This is a genomic window from Pseudomonas sp. FW305-E2 (assembly GCF_058782925.1).
Genome location: NZ_JBYSYE010000003.1, coordinates 73547 through 90090 on the forward strand (window position 1 = coordinate 73547; position 16544 = coordinate 90090).

At 63.8% G+C, this 16544-nt stretch carries 14 protein-coding genes; 7 read left to right on the top strand and 7 right to left on the bottom strand.

Annotation, left to right across the window (positions count from 1 at the left end; genetic code table 11):
* Window positions 1–57: 57 nt before the first annotated feature.
* From purH to AC3WLP_RS04275, 4 genes are all read left to right on the top strand, one after another.
* Entirely contained in the window at window positions 58–1665 is a 1608-nt protein-coding gene (gene purH / locus AC3WLP_RS04260; RefSeq protein ID WP_003249687.1) for a bifunctional phosphoribosylaminoimidazolecarboxamide formyltransferase/IMP cyclohydrolase, read from the top strand.
* A gap of 146 nt (window positions 1666–1811) precedes the next feature.
* Entirely contained in the window at window positions 1812–3104 is a 1293-nt protein-coding gene (purD, locus tag AC3WLP_RS04265) for a phosphoribosylamine--glycine ligase (RefSeq protein ID WP_012053818.1), read from the top strand.
* Window positions 3105–3242: 138 nt separating this feature from the next.
* The gene (locus AC3WLP_RS04270; RefSeq protein WP_088513266.1) at window positions 3243–6014 is read left to right on the top strand and encodes a hybrid sensor histidine kinase/response regulator; all 2772 of its coding nucleotides are present in this window, start codon (window positions 3243–3245) and stop codon (window positions 6012–6014) included.
* 75 nt (window positions 6015–6089) lie between these two features.
* Window positions 6090–6686 (top strand): MarC family protein, encoded by a 597-nt coding sequence (locus AC3WLP_RS04275; protein ID WP_014592545.1) that lies wholly within the window; start codon window positions 6090–6092, stop codon window positions 6684–6686.
* 25 nt (window positions 6687–6711) lie between these two features.
* Here the strand turns inward: AC3WLP_RS04275 and AC3WLP_RS04280 are convergent, their stop codons facing one another.
* The 7 genes from AC3WLP_RS04280 to cobG all read right to left on the bottom strand — a co-directional run bounded on the left by AC3WLP_RS04280 (window position 6712) and on the right by cobG (window position 13270).
* Window positions 6712–7368 (bottom strand): hypothetical protein, encoded by a 657-nt coding sequence (locus tag AC3WLP_RS04280; protein ID WP_088513267.1) that lies wholly within the window; start codon window positions 7366–7368, stop codon window positions 6712–6714.
* Entirely contained in the window at window positions 7361–8050 is a 690-nt protein-coding gene (locus AC3WLP_RS04285; protein WP_088513268.1) for a hypothetical protein, read from the bottom strand. The genes AC3WLP_RS04280 and AC3WLP_RS04285 overlap by 8 nt, the downstream gene beginning before the upstream one ends.
* 51 nt (window positions 8051–8101) lie before the next feature.
* Entirely contained in the window at window positions 8102–8785 is a 684-nt protein-coding gene (locus AC3WLP_RS04290) for a hypothetical protein (protein ID WP_014861023.1), read from the bottom strand.
* A 118-nt stretch (window positions 8786–8903) separates the two neighbouring features.
* On the bottom strand, window positions 8904–10601 hold the full coding sequence (gene cobJ, locus AC3WLP_RS04295; RefSeq protein ID WP_014754585.1) for a precorrin-3B C(17)-methyltransferase: 1698 nt from the start codon (window positions 10599–10601) through the stop codon (window positions 8904–8906).
* Complete coding sequence (locus AC3WLP_RS04300) at window positions 10589–11320, bottom strand: precorrin-2 C(20)-methyltransferase (protein WP_088513269.1); 732 nt, start codon at window positions 11318–11320, stop codon at window positions 10589–10591. The genes cobJ and AC3WLP_RS04300 overlap by 13 nt, the downstream gene beginning before the upstream one ends.
* Complete coding sequence (locus AC3WLP_RS04305) at window positions 11320–11946, bottom strand: precorrin-8X methylmutase (RefSeq protein WP_003249670.1); 627 nt, start codon at window positions 11944–11946, stop codon at window positions 11320–11322. Before AC3WLP_RS04305 ends, AC3WLP_RS04300 begins: the two co-directional genes overlap by 1 nt.
* Window positions 11939–13270, bottom strand: coding sequence for a precorrin-3B synthase (gene cobG / locus AC3WLP_RS04310; protein ID WP_041168537.1), 1332 nt, complete (start codon window positions 13268–13270; stop codon window positions 11939–11941). Before cobG ends, AC3WLP_RS04305 begins: the two co-directional genes overlap by 8 nt.
* A gap of 243 nt (window positions 13271–13513) precedes the next feature.
* On the opposite strand from cobG, the gene cbiE reads away from it, so the two are divergent.
* The 3 genes from cbiE to AC3WLP_RS04325 are packed head-to-tail and all read left to right on the top strand — an operon-like array spanning window position 13514 to window position 16528.
* Window positions 13514–14725, top strand: a complete 1212-nt coding sequence (gene cbiE, locus AC3WLP_RS04315) for a precorrin-6y C5,15-methyltransferase (decarboxylating) subunit CbiE (RefSeq protein WP_088513270.1) — start codon at window positions 13514–13516, stop codon at window positions 14723–14725.
* A complete protein-coding gene (locus AC3WLP_RS04320; RefSeq protein ID WP_004577047.1) occupies window positions 14718–15812 on the top strand; it encodes a cobalt-precorrin-5B (C(1))-methyltransferase in 1095 nt (364 codons plus the stop codon). The genes cbiE and AC3WLP_RS04320 overlap by 8 nt, the downstream gene beginning before the upstream one ends.
* Window positions 15809–16528: a cobalt-precorrin-6A reductase gene (locus AC3WLP_RS04325; RefSeq protein WP_088513271.1), complete on the top strand. Its 720-nt coding sequence runs from the start codon at window positions 15809–15811 to the stop codon at window positions 16526–16528. Before AC3WLP_RS04320 ends, AC3WLP_RS04325 begins: the two co-directional genes overlap by 4 nt.
* The last annotated feature ends 16 nt before the right edge of the window (window positions 16529–16544 follow it).

Genomic DNA, 16544 nt, shown 5'->3' on the forward strand with positions numbered 1-16544 from the left:
GACTCCCTGAACAGAGGCGCCTTTTTTGCTGACTCCACCGCGTTATTGGAACCCGAAATGACCGACCAGACTACCCGCCTGCCAGTCCGCCGCGCCCTGATCAGCGTCTCCGACAAGACCGGTATCCTCGAATTCGCCCGTGAGCTGCAGCAGCTCGGTGTCGAGATCCTGTCCACCGGCGGCACCTACAAGCTGCTCAAGGACAACGGCGTAAACGCGGTGGAAGTGGCCGACTACACCGGCTTCGCCGAAATGATGGATGGCCGGGTCAAAACCCTGCACCCGAAAATCCACGGCGGTATCCTCGGCCGTCGTGGCACCGACGACGCCATCATGAACGAGCACGGCATCAAGCCGATCGACCTGGTTGCGGTCAACCTGTACCCGTTCGAAGCCACCATTTCCAAGCCTGGCTGTGACCTGCCGACCGCCATCGAGAACATCGACATCGGCGGCCCGACCATGGTCCGTTCGGCAGCCAAGAACCACAAGGACGTGGCCATCGTGGTCAACGCCAGCGACTACGCCGGCATCGTCGAAGGCCTCAAGGCCGGTGGCCTGACCTATGCCCAGCGCTTCGACCTGATGCTCAAGGCGTTCGAGCACACTGCCGCCTACGACGGCATGATCGCCAATTACATGGGCACCATCGACCAAGCCAAGGACACCCTGAGCACCGAGGCGCGCAGCGAATTCCCGCGCACCTTCAACAGCCAGTTCGTCAAGGCACAGGAAATGCGTTATGGCGAGAACCCGCACCAGAGCGCGGCGTTCTATGTAGAAGCCAAGAAAGGCGAAGCCAGCATTTCCACCGCTGTCCAGCTGCAAGGCAAGGAACTGTCATTCAACAACGTGGCCGACACTGACGCCGCACTGGAATGCGTAAAGAGCTTCGTCAAGCCGGCCTGCGTCATCGTCAAGCACGCCAACCCGTGCGGCGTGGCGGTAGTACCGGAAGACGAAGGCGGCATCCGCAAAGCCTACGACCTGGCCTACGCGACCGACACCGAATCGGCGTTCGGCGGCATCATCGCATTCAACCGTGAACTGGACGGCGAAACCGCCAAGGCCATTGTCGACCGCCAGTTCGTCGAAGTGATCATCGCCCCGAAAATCTCCCAGGCCGCCCGCGACGTGGTGGCTGCCAAACAGAACGTACGCCTGCTGGAGTGCGGCGAGTGGCCAGCCGAGCGCGCTGCCGGTTGGGACTTCAAGCGCGTCAACGGTGGCCTGCTGGTGCAAAGCCGCGATATCGGCATGATCACCGCCGATGACCTGAAGATCGTCACCAAGCGTGCCCCGACCGAGCAAGAGATCCACGACCTGGTATTCGCCTGGAAAGTGGCCAAGTTCGTCAAGTCCAACGCCATTGTCTACGCCAAGCAGCGCCAGACCATCGGCGTCGGCGCCGGCCAGATGAGCCGCGTCAACTCCGCCCGCATCGCTGCAATCAAGGCCGAGCACGCTGGCCTGCAGGTGCAGGGCGCGGTCATGGCGTCGGATGCATTCTTCCCGTTCCGTGACGGTATCGACAATGCAGCTAAAGTGGGTATCAGCGCCGTGATCCAGCCGGGTGGTTCGATGCGTGATGCTGAAGTCATCGCTGCTGCCGACGAGGCCGGCATCGCGATGGTCTTCACTGGCATGCGCCACTTCCGCCACTAATTACGCGGGTCCCGAGGCGAGTCGAGATCCTGTGGGAGCGGGCTTGTCCGCGAATACGATGGTGGATTCACCGCCGCATTCGCGGGCAAGCCCGCTCCCACAGCGTTCGGCGCAAGCCACGGGATCACTTGAATCGAGGTTTTGACATGAAAGTTTTGATCATCGGCAGCGGCGGCCGCGAGCACGCCCTGGCCTGGAAAGTCGCCCAGGACCCACGCGTCGAGAAAGTCTTCGTTGCACCGGGCAACGCCGGTACCGCCATTGAAGCCAAGTGCGAGAACGTCGCCATCGACGTGTGTGCCCTGGAGCAACTGGCCGACTTCGCCGAGAAAAACGTCGACCTGACCATCGTCGGCCCGGAAGCACCGCTGGTTATCGGCGTGGTCGACCTGTTCCGCAGCCGCGGCCTGGACTGCTTCGGCCCAACCAAGGGCGCGGCCCAGCTGGAAGGCTCCAAGGCCTTCACCAAGGATTTCCTGGCACGTCACAAGATCCCGACCGCCGACTACCAGAATTTCACCGAGATCGAGCCAGCGCTGGCCTATCTGCAGGAAAAAGGCGCGCCAATCGTGATCAAGGCCGATGGCCTGGCGGCCGGCAAGGGCGTGATCGTCGCCATGACGCTGGAAGAAGCCGAAGCCGCCGTGCGTGACATGCTGGCTGGCAACGCCTTCGGTGAAGCAGGTTCGCGTGTCGTGATCGAAGAGTTTCTCGACGGCGAAGAAGCCAGCTTCATTGTCATGGTCGACGGCCACAATGTGCTGCCCATGGCCACCAGCCAGGACCACAAGCGCGTCGGCGACCAGGATACCGGCCCGAACACGGGCGGCATGGGCGCCTACTCCCCTGCCCCGGTGGTTACCGCCGACGTGCACCAGCGCGTGATGGACCAGGTGATCTGGCCAACCGTGCGCGGCATGGCCGAGGAAGGCAACGTCTACACCGGCTTCCTCTACGCCGGCCTGATGATCGACAAGGCGGGCAACCCCAAGGTCATCGAGTTCAACTGCCGCTTCGGCGACCCGGAAACCCAGCCGGTCATGCTGCGCCTGGAGTCGAGCCTGGTACTGCTGGTGGAAGCTGCGTTCGCCAAGGCACTGGACAAGGTCGAAGCGCAGTGGGACCCGCGCCCGAGCCTGGGCGTGGTCCTGGCAGCGGGCGGTTACCCGGGCGACTACGCCAAGGGCGACGTGATCAACGGCCTGGACGCTGCCGCCAAGATCGAAGGCAAGGTATTCCATGCCGGTACTGCGCTCAAGGATGGCAAGGTAACCACCAACGGCGGGCGCGTGCTGTGTGCCACCGCCATGGGCAGCACCGTTGCCGACGCGCAGCAGCAGGCTTATCGCCTGGCCAAGGAAGTCAGCTGGAACGGCAGCTTCTACCGTTCCGACATCGGCTATCGGGCCATCGCCCGCGAGCGCGGTGAGCACCAGTAGTAAGTACTACCGGTATGCCGTAGCGGTTTCAGCCTGCGGCATCCGGCTCGTCGACAGGGCCCGGAATGGGCCTTGCCTTCGACTTGGCGCGCCGCGCATAGTGAGTACCCGGCACATCGGCCAAGAAGGGATTTCGTAGTGCGTCGGCTTCGGATTGCCTCAGCTCTGATCGTCAGCTTGCTGACCCTGCTCTGCATGATTCCGGCTGCGGCCGAACATGACGGAGGCTGGACCGTTCTGCTCGACGAACAGGCCAACCTGCAACTGAGCGATGTGCGCTCCGAGCGCTATCGCAACCAGTTCAGCCCACTGCCTCTCGCCGACCTTGATGCTGCCCCGGCTGGACAGGCCTTGTGGCTGCACTATCGTCTGGCACCAGGTGACCAGGAGCAGCTGCTGCGGGTATTTGCCCCGGACCTTTCTGGCCTGGACCTCTACGCCCTCGAAGGCGAACAACTTCTGCGTCAGCTGCACCACGGGCGCCAGGCCGGCAATGCCAGCCCGACCCTGCGTGGCAGCGACCATGTATTGCCCCTGCCCAACAGCAGGCAACCGCTGGACATCTACTTGCGCCTGGTCTCAGAGCACCAGCTGCGTCCGGCCATCAGCCTTGAGCCTGCGGCCGAGGCAGCCTCGGATCAACGCCAGCCGCTGCTGTTCGGCATGCTGTTCGGCGGCCTGATCATGCTGATCATGCACAACCTGATCCGCTTCCTCTACACCCGCTCCAGCACCACCCTGATCCTGGCGCTGTACCACGGCCTGATGCTGCTCAGCGGCCTGATCCTGTTGAACCTCAGCGGCCCTTGGTGGCATGTGTGGCACAGTGCGCAAACGCCTGCCGCCTATCTGACGCTGGTCCTGGCCGGCCTGTCCGGGTTGTACTTCACCCAACATTTCTTTTCGCCGTGCAATTCGCCACGGCTTAACCGCCTGCTGCAAGGTGAGATGCTGATTGTCGGGCTCAGTGGCCTGGTGCTGCTGTTCGTCGATACTCTGCCACTGAACCTGATGACCTACGCCCTGATGGCGCTGGGCAGCGTGAGCATGCTGCTGGTCAGCAGCTACCACTGGTTCAAGGGTTATGCACCCGGACGCCTGTTCAGCCTGGCCATGGTGGTGTTCAACCTCGGAGGCCTGGTACTGCTGCCAGCCCTGCTGGGTCTGACACGCACCTCGACACCCTGGCTGCTGTGTATCCTGCTGGGCCTGACCGTGGTCAGTGGCCTGCTGCTCAACCTGGCGGTCAGTGAACGGCTGCGGCGCATAAGCGAGGAGCGTTTCAGCGCCAGCCGTGCACTGGCCGCCAGCGATGCGGAAATCAACGCCAAAGCCGAGTTCCTGGCCAAGATCAGCCACGAAATCCGCACCCCGATGAACGGCGTGCTAGGCATGACTGAACTGCTGCTGGGCACACCGCTGTCGGTGAAGCAACGTGATTATGTGCAGACCATCCACAGCGCCGGCAACGAGCTGCTGACGCTGATCAACGAAATTCTGGACATTTCCAAGCTGGAATCCCGGCAAATCGAGCTGGATGATGTGCAGTTCGACCTTAACGCGCTGATCGAGGATTGCCTGAACATCTTCCGCGCCAAGGCCGAGCAACAGAACATCGAGCTGATCAGCTTCACCCAGCCACAAGTACCGCGGGTTATCAGCGGAGACCCGACGCGCCTGCGCCAGGCCTTGTCGAGCCTGCTGGAAAACGCCCTGAAAAATACCGACCAGGGCGAGATCCTGCTGGTGGTGGCGCTGGATCAACGCGGCGAGGTGCCACGCCTGCGTATCGCCGTGCAGGACAGCGGTGAACCGTTGCCCGCTGCCGACCGTGAAGCCTTGCTGCAGGCCGAGTTGCACAGCCACCACTTCCTTTCCAGCAACAAGCTGGGCGGCCACCTGGGGCTGGTCATCGCCAAACAGTTGATCGGTCTGATGCAGGGCGAGTTCGGCATCAAGAGCAACACCGGCATGGGCAACACCCTGTGGCTGACCTTGCCGCTGGACCCTTCACGCCTGGAACAGCCACCGGCGGACCTCGACAGCCCGCTGCGCGATGCCCGCGTGCTGGTAGTGGACGACAACGACACGTGCCGCAAGGTGCTTGTACAGCAGTGCAGCGCCTGGGGCATGAACGTCAGCGCGGTGCCGTCGGGCAAGGAGGCTCTGGCCCTTTTGCGCACCAAGGCGCACCTGCGCGACTACTTCGACGCGGTGCTGCTGGACCAGAACATGCCCGGCATGACCGGCATGCAGCTGGCCGCCAAGATCAAGGAAGACCCGAGCCTGAACCACGACATTCTGGTGGTGATGCTCACCGGCATCAGCAATGCGCCGAGCAAAGTCATCGCGCGCAACGCCGGGGTCAAGCGAATACTGGCCAAGCCGGTGGCCGGTTATACGTTGAAGACCACCCTGGCCGAGGAGCTGGCCCAGCGCGGCCGCGAACAGGCGATACCTGCCAGCCTGCCTGGCATCCCGCAGGCGCTGGACCTGCCACGTGACTTCCGCGTGCTGGTCGCCGAAGACAACAGCATCTCGACCAAGGTGATCCGCAGCATGCTCGGCAAGCTCAACCTCAAGCCCGATACCGCCTGCAATGGCGAAGAGGCCTTGCAGGCGATGAAAGCGCAGCATTATGACCTGGTGTTGATGGACTGCGAGATGCCGATACTGGACGGTTTCTCGGCCACCCAGCAGTTGCGGGCCTGGGAAGCTGACAACCAGCGCCAGCGCACGCCGGTGGTGGCACTGACAGCGCACATACTGGCCGAACACAAGGAGCGCGCGCGGCTGGCAGGCATGGACGGACACATGGCCAAGCCGGTGGAGTTGTCGCAGTTGCGCGAGCTGATTCAATACTGGGCCAATCACCGGGAAGCCAAGGTGGACCCGGCACATACGTCCTGACCGATACCCAATGCTCTTGCAGGAGCGGCCTCGCGACACAAGGCCGCGCCGGCATAAACCCAAGGAACACTGCTCATGCTCCATGAGTTGTTCAGCGTCTACCTGAAAATGCTCGTGCTCTACAGCCCGTTCTTCGTGCTGTCGTGTTTCATCAGCCTGACCCGCGGCCACTCCAGCAAGGAGCGCAAGCAACTGGCCTGGAAGGTCGCGTTCGCAGCCTTGGTCGCCAGCGTGATGCTGTACCTGTTCGGGCGCGCGATCTTCGGCATTTTCGGCATCACCGCCGATGCCTTCCGCATCGGTGCCGGCAGCGTGCTGTTCATTTCAGCCCTGGGCATGGCCCAGGGCAAGCCGGCGGTACAGGCCGACAACGTGCAGCAGGATGTGACCATCGTACCGCTGACCATTCCGCTGACCGTTGGCCCCGGTACCATCGGTGCCCTGTTGGTGATGGGGGTGAGCCAGCCGCACTGGGATGAAAAACTGCTGGCCATCGTCAGCATTGCCCTGGCCAGCTTTACCGTAGGGCTGGTGCTGTATCTATCGCACGGTATCGAGCGCCTGCTCGGTGACCAGGGTTTGCAAATCGTCAGCCGCCTGATGGGGCTATTCGTCTGTGCCCTGGCAGCACAGATCATCTTTACCGGGATTCGCGGTTACCTGCTGCCCTAGGGTGCAGAGCCTAAGCTGTCCAGGCCTACAACTGCAGCTCAAGGATCGCCTTGCCATTTTGTTTGTCGACACTGGCCTGGGCCCGCTTGCGGTAGTCTTCGCGGAATCCCTGCAAGTTGAAGTGGATCACTTCGACACGCATGTCCAGGAGTTTTACTTCACTGTTCAACTGCATGAACAGGAAGTCCTTGGAGGTCTTTTTCATCGACATTTCCATATGCACCAACACCATGTCGATGAAGCCGCTCGACTGCTGTGAGCAAGGCAGCAACTGAAAGCGCCCGACCGCTTTGGAGACTGCCCTGGATTCAAACGCGGTCAATGCCTGGCTGTCATTGCGCAGTGCCTGAAGCGACGACTGGGCAGATTGATAATGACCGGCGGAGCCTTTCTGACGAATCTGGGCAAGCGCCTGCTCGGCAAGGCTGGCCCTGTCCGGCCCCGGTCGAGTCGCCGTGGGCGCGAGCTTGCCATCAAAGCCCAGAAACGCAAGGTTACGCCAGTAGTTTCTGAACCAGTCCGGCTCCAGGCCTTCGTTGAAGTCCCCCCAGGCAACTTGCTGGGCAAACGCATTGGCCAGCAGGATGTCGTCACGGGCTTCGCGGCTAACACCTGGCAAGAATGACAGCAGGCTGCTGTGGACGAGTTTGCCACTGGCGGCACCTTGATTGAACTCACTCATCTTCGACTCCTGATGTTGTCGCACGTTTGACCTGGCTGCGGTACTGCAATTGCTTGACCTTGATAGCGTCATGCAAGCCCGTACTTATCGAACTGATCACTTTTTCATGGGTGAAATAATTGGCATCGAACTGCTGAGCGGCATGGGCACTCGCAAGATTCAGCGGCTGCCACAGCCAATCCATCCCCAGATGCTCTGTTGTGCTAAAGCCCAACTCGGTACTGATGACCCCTGAATCGGCCAGTATCAGGCGCAACTCCATACGTACATGGCTCATGCCTTTATCGTCCGGGGGCCGAACACATTCGGCCCATAACAACTGTTCTATGGCACCGTCGGGTTGGGCGGAATAGGCGTCGAGGCATGTGGCTACCGGCCCCTGCAGGGCGCTGGGCACACCTGCCAAGAGCTTGGCCCGCAACATGCTCCACGGTTCACAGGCCACTGCGGGTGCAGCAGGCACGGCGCCGGAATGCAAGGTCGCGACAGTGCAGCCGAAGTTACCCTGAATTCGCAGATACTCCTTGTGCCACTCAGCGTCCTGAAGGGCGTGACCCTTGCTAGCGGTCAGGTAGGCTGCCAGCTGAACATCCAACAGTGCTTCTGCTCGTGAAGCACTGACATTGTTGTCGATCAATACCAAGCTATTGCCGTTCAACCATAACGTGTAATTGGCGTGCATCAGTATGCCCTCCAGGCCCGTCGACGCCGTGTCGACAGGCCAACTTCATCGTCAGAGTTCCAGTGCCAGCAGGACCTGCAGGGCATTGTCGTCAAGTTTGGTTTCTACAATGGCGCGAACTTTGTCGTATTGGCGCTTATCGAAATTCAACACCGCACCACAAGCAAAGTTGGAAGTACCGTTGCTTTCCCACTTGACCAGCAGATAGTTGGCAGCCTTGTCAGGCTTGGCGTCGGTCTGGATCGCACTGACCAGCATCGCCACTTGGCCGCCGTCCGTTTGCTCGCACTTGGCAAGGCTCAGCCCGGTTCGGTCATCTTCGACCGACTTGCGGTCGAGCAACTCGACGTTTTTGGTGCTGGCGGCCAAGGCTGAAACAACCGTTTTGCCGAGATTGTCCAGGGCGGTTGCCACATCGCCAGTGAAAACGCCATATGCCGCCTGCAGGCCCTTGCCCAGCAAGTTGCTGACCTCAAGGCGCATATTGCGTTCAGTGACCTGCTGTACATCGACATTGGTCGGCGCCCAGCCCATCTTGGACATCAGGTAGATGTAGTGTTTGAACCAGAGTTGCGTTTCACGGATAGGGTCATGCTGCTTGTTGGCACCTTGCGTGGCCAGGGCATGACAAGCCTTTGCAGCATCGCGGTTTTGCTCACCCATCAGGTCGGGGAACACGAACAGATTCTTGTCCGGCAGAACCTGAAGCTGAAGCTTCTCTTTATCGGTCGTCATGGGAAAGGTCTCCAGGAAGGGTACGGTTGGAGCCAAATAGCTCCAGCCGCAAACCTACCTGTGACCTTTACCTCAATCTGCCACGAAGCAGTTCCTCATCTGCCCACGCTGCCGCCGCTTACGGCTTTGCGCCATACCAGCGCGGGGTATAGACCCAAACCCCACCCGCTGCGCGGTCGAAAGTGCAGGTAGTGGAAGACCCAACCAGCACCATGGTGCGCATGTCGACCATTTCTGGCAGCAGTTCGGCCAAGGTGACTACCTTCAGCGTCTGCCCCGGCCTACCGATGTCACGGCCAAGGACTACAGGCGTGTTCCCGTCACGGTGGCGGCGCACAACCTCCAGGGCGACACCGAGCTGGTGCGGCCTGGCCTTGGAGATCGGGTTGTAGAAGGCCAGCACCAGGTCGGCCTGGGCAGCCAGGTCCAGGCGCTTTTCAATGATCGACCAGGGCTTGAGGTTGTCCGACAGCGACATCACGCAGAAGTCATGCCCCAGCGGTGCACCTGCTTGGGCGGCGGTTGCCAGCGAGGCTGAAACCCCCGGCAAGATCTGCAGGTCAACGCGGTGCCAGGTGGGGTCGCTGGATTCGTGCAATGCTTCGAGCACCGCAGCGGCCATGGCGAAAACGCCCGGGTCACCTGACGACACCACCACCACCGAACGGCCTTGGGCCGCCAGTTCGAAGGCATGTCGGGCGCGTTGCATCTCTTCGCGGTTGTCGGTGCAGTGCAGCACCTGGTCGTCGCGGAACGGGCCAGCCATGCGCACGTAGGTTTCGTAACCGAGCACATCTTCGGCCTGCGCCAGTTCGGCCTTGACCGCCGGCACCATCAGTTCCGCCGCACCTGGGCCAAGGCCGATGACCGCCAGGCGACCGCGACGGCGGCCGACCTGCGCCACGTCGACCGGGGCAGGCGCCACCGCGACCACGACTTCTTCAAGCGCTATCAACTCGGCATCGGGCACCGCCGCAGCGACCATGCTGGCCACATCGCCAGAGCGGGGGGCGAAGCGCAAAGGGACACCCAGGGCCTGCGCAGCTTCGTGCAACGCGCTGTCGGCCATGGTTCGCTCGTCTGCCAGCACGCAGGCTACCGAGGGCTCGGCGATGCCGGCCTGCTGCAGTGCTGCGCGAATACTGTGCAGATTGCCACCTGCAACGCCCACGACCACCTGGCGCGGGTGGATCAGCAGCTCGTCGCGGTTGGCCGGGCGCGCCTGATGCCCCACATGGATGGTGCGCTGCGCCGCTTCGCTGGCGGGCAACTGCGCCAGCTGCAGCCACGGTGCGTTACCTTCGATACGCACGGACTCACCCGCCAGCAGGTCGGATACAAAGCGCTTGCCTTGCTCGATATCGGCCAATGCATAGCCCTGCGGCGGGTTCAGCAGGCAAGTACCGAAGCGCAGCTCGCCACTGGTGGTGATGGCCGCGGAAACGCCCAGCACATCAGCGATTTCCCGCGCCATCACGTTCACCCCACCGAGGCCTCCGAGCAACGGCACTACCGCGCTACCATCCTCGGCCACGGCCAGTACCGGCGGCTCGCTGCCCTTCTCGCTGAGCAGAGCGGCCAGGCTACGGATAACGATACCCGCGGCGCACAACGCAATGATCGGCGTGTCTTGCTGATACAACCCGCGCAGGGTATCGCCGAACGACACGTACGACTGGTCCGCACCCTCGACACGCCCCTCGAGGCCATGGATCGTGGCCTGCGGATAACAGGCCTGGATACGCTGCGCCGTCGTCAGGCTGCCCGGGCCGAGAATGACGATGGCCGGGGCCCTGTGCATGTTCAGCCCTGCCATTTTTCCCCCGGCACGATGATCAGCGAGAAGTACGGCGACGACTGCGGGTCGACCTGGTCCAGCGGCACGATCTTCTGGTTGGCCATGGTTGCCCGCTCCACATACAGCGCACGCCCATCCAGGCCCAGGTCGGCCAGCACTTCGCGCACCTTGGGGAAGTTACGCCCAAGTTTCATGATCACCGCTGCATCGGCGTCGGCCAGACGGCGCTTGAGCTCTTCAGCGGGCAACACGCCAGACAACACCGACAGGCTCTGGTTGCGGTACACCAGCGGCGCGCCCAGCACCGAAGCGCCACCGAGCATGGAGCAGACACCGGGAATCACTTCTGCCTCGTAGCGCTGCGCCAGGCGGTCATGCAAGTACATGTAGGAGCCATAGAAGAACGGGTCGCCTTCGCAAATCACCGCCACGTCGCGGCCGGCATCCAGGTGCTCGGCCACCTGTACGCTGGCTTCGTCGTAGAAGTCGCTGATCACTTGCTCATAGGACAGCGGCGCCGGCAGCACTTCGGTGGTGACCGGGTAGACCAGCGGCAGCAGGGTCTGCTCGGGCTGCAGGTGCGCCTCGATAATGCCGAAGGCATTGCCACGCTTGCCCTTGGCCACGAAGTAGCCGACCACCGGCGCCTCACGCAACAGGCGCAGGGCTTTGAGGGTAATCAGTTCAGGATCGCCAGGGCCCACGCCCAGGCCAAGCAGTCGTCCGCGCGGGCCCATCATTCCACCTCCGTGGCCAGGGCGTTGACCGCCGCGGCGGCCATCGCGCTGCCGCCCAGGCGGCCTTGCATGATCACGAACGGCACGCCACGGCTGTCGGCGGCGAGCATGGCCTTGGACTCGGCAGCGCCGACGAAACCGACCGGGAAACCGAGGATCAGCGCCGGCTTGGGCGCACCGGCGTCGAGCATTTCCAACAGGTAGAACAGCGCAGTCGGGGCATTGCCGATGACCACCACGCTGCCCTCCAGGTAAGGGCGCCACAGTTCCAGTGCTACGGCGGAGCGGGTGTTGCCGGCGTCTTTGGCCAGGCCCGGCACGCTGGGGTCACGCAGGGTGCAGATGACTTTGTTGTCAGCTGGCAAGCGGGCCCGGGTGATCCCTTCGGCCACCATGTGCGCATCGCAAAGGATCGGCGCGCCGTTGAGCAGCGCCTCACGCCCGGCCCGGCCGGCACCGTCTGAGAACTGCAGGCCATCGATGGCGTCGACCATGCCACAGGCGTGGATCACGCGCACGGCGAGCTTTTCAAGGTCTGCGGGGATCCGCTCGAGTCGGGCTTCCTCACGGATGATCCGGAAGGAGTTGCGATAGATCTCCTGACCATCGCGGATGTAGTCAATCATCAAGGTGCTCCGTCGGCAGGTCGAGCATGGCGCCTGCTTCATTCAAGGTAAGGTCGGTGGCGCGCAGGGCACCGAAACCCGGCTGGCGCGCATCACGCAGATACAAGTCGTAACGGCCCGGCGAACGGGCCAGCAAGGTGGCCGGGGCAACATGGGCCACAGCACAGGAACGGGGGCAGCCGGACAGGTGCACGCTGGCCGGCACGCCAGGGCCCAGCAGCGCGGCCAGGACAACGGCGTCAGCCTTGGTCTCGGCAAGGGCCTTGGCGCAGCCGCTGGCACCGGTGCAGGCGCTGATACGCGCCAGGGGTTCACGGTCGTGGCACAGCAACCCCAGCGCAGACAGTTCGGCCAGGGCCTGATCGATGTGCTGCGCTTGCAGGTTGGTCAGCACCAGGCTTTGCCAGGGGCTAAGGCGCATGCTGGCATCGCCCTTTTCACGGGCAATACGTGCAGCGCCACGCAGCATCGCGGGGGTCAGGCGGCCTTGCGGCGGGGCAACGCCAAGGGCAACACCCTGCGCCTGGGGCAACCTGCCCAACCACGAGGCGCGGTGCTGTTCACGCCGCCACGTGAGCACGGTGGCATCGCGGCGGATGTCCAGGCCGAGCCCAGCGACAAAATCAGCTGGCGGGTACACCTCAAGCAGCTGGCGCATGCGCGTCTGCGTCGGGGATGCCAGATCGAGGAAGCGCTCCAGCACGGCGCGCACCAGCATCAGGCCCTGCGCCAGTGGCACCGCACCGAGCGCCTGGCCCTCTGCCGGGCAACCTGCCAGGCCAAACGCCAGCCAGGTCTGCTGATCCAGGTGCAGGGGCGACAGCCACAGGTCATGAGGGTGCTCGAGCATCGCCAGGCGCTCGCCTGCATCCAGCTGCACAGCGAACTTGGCCGACAGCTGGTGAAAGCGCGGGGTGCCTTCCAACAGGTCGAGGATCTGCCCGGCCAGCGGCCTGGCGTCCAGCAGCATGAGCGGGTCATGCCCGGCCAGCGGGCTGAGCATCACGTTGCGCACATCGTCACCCGCGGCATCGCGTGGTCCCAGGCCGGCTGCGAGCAGTGCCTCGACCAAAGCGCGATGCTCGCTGCCAATGCCGCGAATCTGCAGGTTGCCACGGTTGGTGGCCTCGATCACGCCGCCAGCAAAACGCTCCGCCGCCGCCGCCACGGCTTCAGCCTGCTCGGCCAGCAGCAGGCCACCCGGCAGCTTGATGCGGCAGATACCGCCATCACGGGCACTGACAATGCGCCACAACCCCGGGCAGGCCGAGGGGCGGGGCGATACGTGGGGGGCATGGGCCTGCGTCAAAGGGGCATCCGGCAGTCTGTGAAAATGCGCTTGAGTGTAGAAGGCGCGGTATTATGCCTGCTTTGTCCGGCGGCATGAAAAGCCGGTGGTCGAGCATCCTCGGCGATTAAGTAGAAATTCAGGACCGCGTCGCCTTCTTCGCGGGCTCGCCCGCTTCCACAGGATCACTGCAGGCTGCACAGGCTGCCCTGTATCTGTAGGAGCGGGCTTGCCCGCGAAGGGGCGCGAAGCGGCCCCAAAAATGGCGGATCGAAATACATGACACCCTGGCTGACAGTAGTAGGCATCGGCGAAGACGGCTTCAGCGGCCTGGGCAAACAGGCCCGGCGCGCCCTGCTGGGCGCTGGGCGGGTCTTCGGCAGCCCACGCCAGCTGGCCTTGCTGCCACGTTGCGTGACCGCGGAACAGCTGGCCTGGCCCAGCCCGTTCTCGTTGGCCCCGGTGTTGAACCTGCGCGGCGAGCCGGTGTGCGTGCTGGCCAGCGGTGACCCTATGTTCTACGGCGTCGGTGCCAGCCTGGCGCGCCAGGTGCCTGCTGCAGAAATGCGCGTGCTGTCGATGCCCTCTTCCTGCGCCCTGGCCGCTGCCCGCCTGGGCTGGCCGCTGCAGGACCTGCAGGTGGTGTCGCTGGTGGCCCGCCCCCTGGCAGCGCTCAATGCCCACTTGCACAGCGGCATGCGCCTGCTGGTGCTGAGCAACGATGGCGACAGCCCGGCGGCAATTGCCGCGCAGCTGCGCGGGCAAGGCTTCGGCCCAAGCCGCCTGCAGGTGTTCGAGCACTTGGGGGGCGTGGACGAACGTGCACTGGCCGGCACCGCCCAGGACTGGCCGCACACCGGTATCGCGGCGCTCAACCTGGTCGCCGTCGAATGCCTGGCTACGCCCGATGCGCCCCGCCTGCACCGACTGGCCGGGCTGCCAGACGCCGCATACCGGCACGATGGCCAGTTGACCAAGCGCGATGTCCGCGCCATCACCCTGGCGCGCCTGGCACCGCAACCCGGCGAACTTTTGTGGGATGTCGGTGCGGGCTGCGGCTCGATCGGCATCGAATGGATGCGTGCCCACCCGGCATGCCGCGCGCTGGCCATCGAGGCCGACGAAGGCCGCCAGGGTTTGATCGAGCATAACCGCGATGCATTGGGTGTACCCGGTCTGCAACTGGTTCGCGGCAAAGCGCCAGCGGCGCTGCAAGGCCTGGAGCAACCGGATGCAATCTTCATCGGAGGCGGCGTTACCCGCGCAGGTGTACTGGACCTGTGCTGGGCAAGCCTGCGCCCCGGCGGCCGCCTGGTGGCCAACGCCGTCACCCTGCAAAGCGAACTGGCCCTGGCGCACTTTCGCGAACAGCACGGTGGTGAGCTGACCCGTATCCATGTCGCTCATGCCCAGCCCTTGGGTGCGTTCGACACCTGGCGCCAGGCGCTGCCGATCACCCTTCTGGAAGTACTGAAACCCGCCGATGCGTGAAGAAACCCGCGAACAGCCCGCGCCTCTGCGCAGCGGCCTTACCACCGGCAGCTGCGCCACCGCCACCAGCCTGGCAGCGGCCAAGCTGCTGCTCACCGGGCAGCGTGATGATGCGGTGGACATCACCCTACCCAAAGGCAAGGTCGTGCAGATGCGCCTGGAATTCTGCCGCCTGATCGGCGAGTGCGCCGAAGCCGGTACCCTCAAGGATGCGGGTGACGACCCGGACGTGACCCACGGTGCCCTGCTCTATAGCCAGGTGCGCCTGCTGGCGGAACCTGGCATTGGTTTTGTCGCTGGCAGCGGCGTGGGCACGGTGACACGCCCGGGGCTGGTGCTGGCGGTGGGTGAGCCGGCCATCAACCCGGTGCCTCGGCGCATGATCAGTGAACACCTGCAACGCCTGGCCGACGCGTGCGGCTACCTTGGCGGCTTCGAGGTCACGGTCAATGTGCAAGGTGGTGAGCAACTGGCCCTGAAAACCATGAACCCGCGCCTGGGCATCCTCGGCGGGCTGTCGATCCTCGGCACCAGCGGCATCGTCCGGCCGTTCTCTTGCGCGGCCTACATTGCCTCGATCCACCAAGGCATCGACGTGGCCCACACCAACGGCTACACGCACATAGCCGCGTGCACCGGCAATGCCAGCGAAGACACCATGCGCCGCGTCTACGGCCTGCCGGAAATCGCCCTGATCGAAATGGGCGATTTCGTCGGCGCGGTGCTCAAGCACCTGCGCAAGGTACCGGTGCCGCGCCTGACCCTGTGCGGCGGCTTCGGCAAGATCAGCAAACTGGCCGCCGGGCACATGGACCTGCACAGTCGTCACTCCAGCATCGATTTGCCGCAACTGGCAGGTTGGGCCGCAGACATTGGCGCTGACGAGGCGTTGCAGGCTGCCATCAGCGGCGCCAACACCAGCCAGCAAGCGCTCGCCCTGGCTCATGCGGCCGGCATTGCCCTGGGTGACGCGGTGTGTGCCCACGCCCTGGCCTTCGCCCGTAGCGTCGTGCCGGCGCAGGTGCACGTGGAGGTGTTCGCCATCGACCGCCAAGGCGGCATCGTCGGCCAGGCGGGTGTGCAATGACTGCGCGCATCCTGTTGCTGGGAGGGGTCACTGAAGCCCTGGCGATGGCCCGCCAACTCGGGCCTCGACATGTCTACAGCCTGGCCGGTATCGGCCGCGTGCCGCAGGGCTTGCAGTGCCAGGTGCGGGTCGGGGGCTATGGCGGTGTCGAGGGCTTGACCCGTTACCTGCGCGAGGCGGGTATCACCCTGCTGATCGACGCCACCCATCCCTATGCCGCGCAAATCAGCCGCAATGCCGCCAGCGCCGCACGCAACGCCGGCATCCCGTGCTGGGCCTTGCGTCGTCCCGCCTGGCAGGCGCAAGCAGGGGACGACTGGCGAGAAGTCGAGGATTGGGCAGGGTTGATCGAAGCACTGAAGCCGTTCCGCAGGCCACTGTTCACGCTAGGACGCGAGCCGCTGCAGCACCTGGACGAGATTCCGCCAGAGCAGTTCTGGACCTTGCGTGCGCTGGAGGCGTGCCCTGGCAACGAGCGCTGTGAAGTGATTGGCGCACGTGGGCCGTTCCATATCGAAGATGAACGGGCGTTGTTCCAGCGCCGCCACATCGATGTGCTGATCAGCAAGAACAGCGGCAGTGTGGCGACCGAGCCGAAGCTGGAGGTAGCACGGGAGCTTGGCGTGCCGGTGCTTGTCCTGAAACGTCCGACACTGCCGGAGGTGGACCGGACATTCGACTCACTGGCGGACCTGGCAACAGCGCTCGCCCTCTAGGCGCTGCCTTTTCGCG

Excerpts from the sequence above, each read along its gene's own strand:
- purH (WP_003249687.1), top strand. The coding sequence starts at position 58 with ATGACCGACCAGACTACCCGCCTGCCAGTCCGCCGCGCCCTGATCAGC.
- AC3WLP_RS04290 (WP_014861023.1), bottom strand. The coding sequence starts at position 8,785 with ATGACGACCGATAAAGAGAAGCTTCAGCTTCAGGTTCTGCCGGACAAG.
- cbiE (WP_088513270.1), top strand. The coding sequence starts at position 13,514 with ATGACACCCTGGCTGACAGTAGTAGGCATCGGCGAAGACGGCTTCAGC.
- purD (WP_012053818.1), top strand. The coding sequence starts at position 1,812 with ATGAAAGTTTTGATCATCGGCAGCGGCGGCCGCGAGCACGCCCTGGCC.
- AC3WLP_RS04320 (WP_004577047.1), top strand. The coding sequence starts at position 14,718 with ATGCGTGAAGAAACCCGCGAACAGCCCGCGCCTCTGCGCAGCGGCCTT.
- AC3WLP_RS04280 (WP_088513267.1), bottom strand. The coding sequence starts at position 7,368 with ATGAGTGAGTTCAATCAAGGTGCCGCCAGTGGCAAACTCGTCCACAGC.
- AC3WLP_RS04275 (WP_014592545.1), top strand. The coding sequence starts at position 6,090 with ATGCTCCATGAGTTGTTCAGCGTCTACCTGAAAATGCTCGTGCTCTAC.
- AC3WLP_RS04285 (WP_088513268.1), bottom strand. The coding sequence starts at position 8,050 with ATGCACGCCAATTACACGTTATGGTTGAACGGCAATAGCTTGGTATTG.
- AC3WLP_RS04300 (WP_088513269.1), bottom strand. The coding sequence starts at position 11,320 with ATGGGCCCGCGCGGACGACTGCTTGGCCTGGGCGTGGGCCCTGGCGAT.
- cobJ (WP_014754585.1), bottom strand. The coding sequence starts at position 10,601 with ATGGCAGGGCTGAACATGCACAGGGCCCCGGCCATCGTCATTCTCGGC.
- AC3WLP_RS04305 (WP_003249670.1), bottom strand. The coding sequence starts at position 11,946 with ATGATTGACTACATCCGCGATGGTCAGGAGATCTATCGCAACTCCTTC.
- AC3WLP_RS04325 (WP_088513271.1), top strand. The coding sequence starts at position 15,809 with ATGACTGCGCGCATCCTGTTGCTGGGAGGGGTCACTGAAGCCCTGGCG.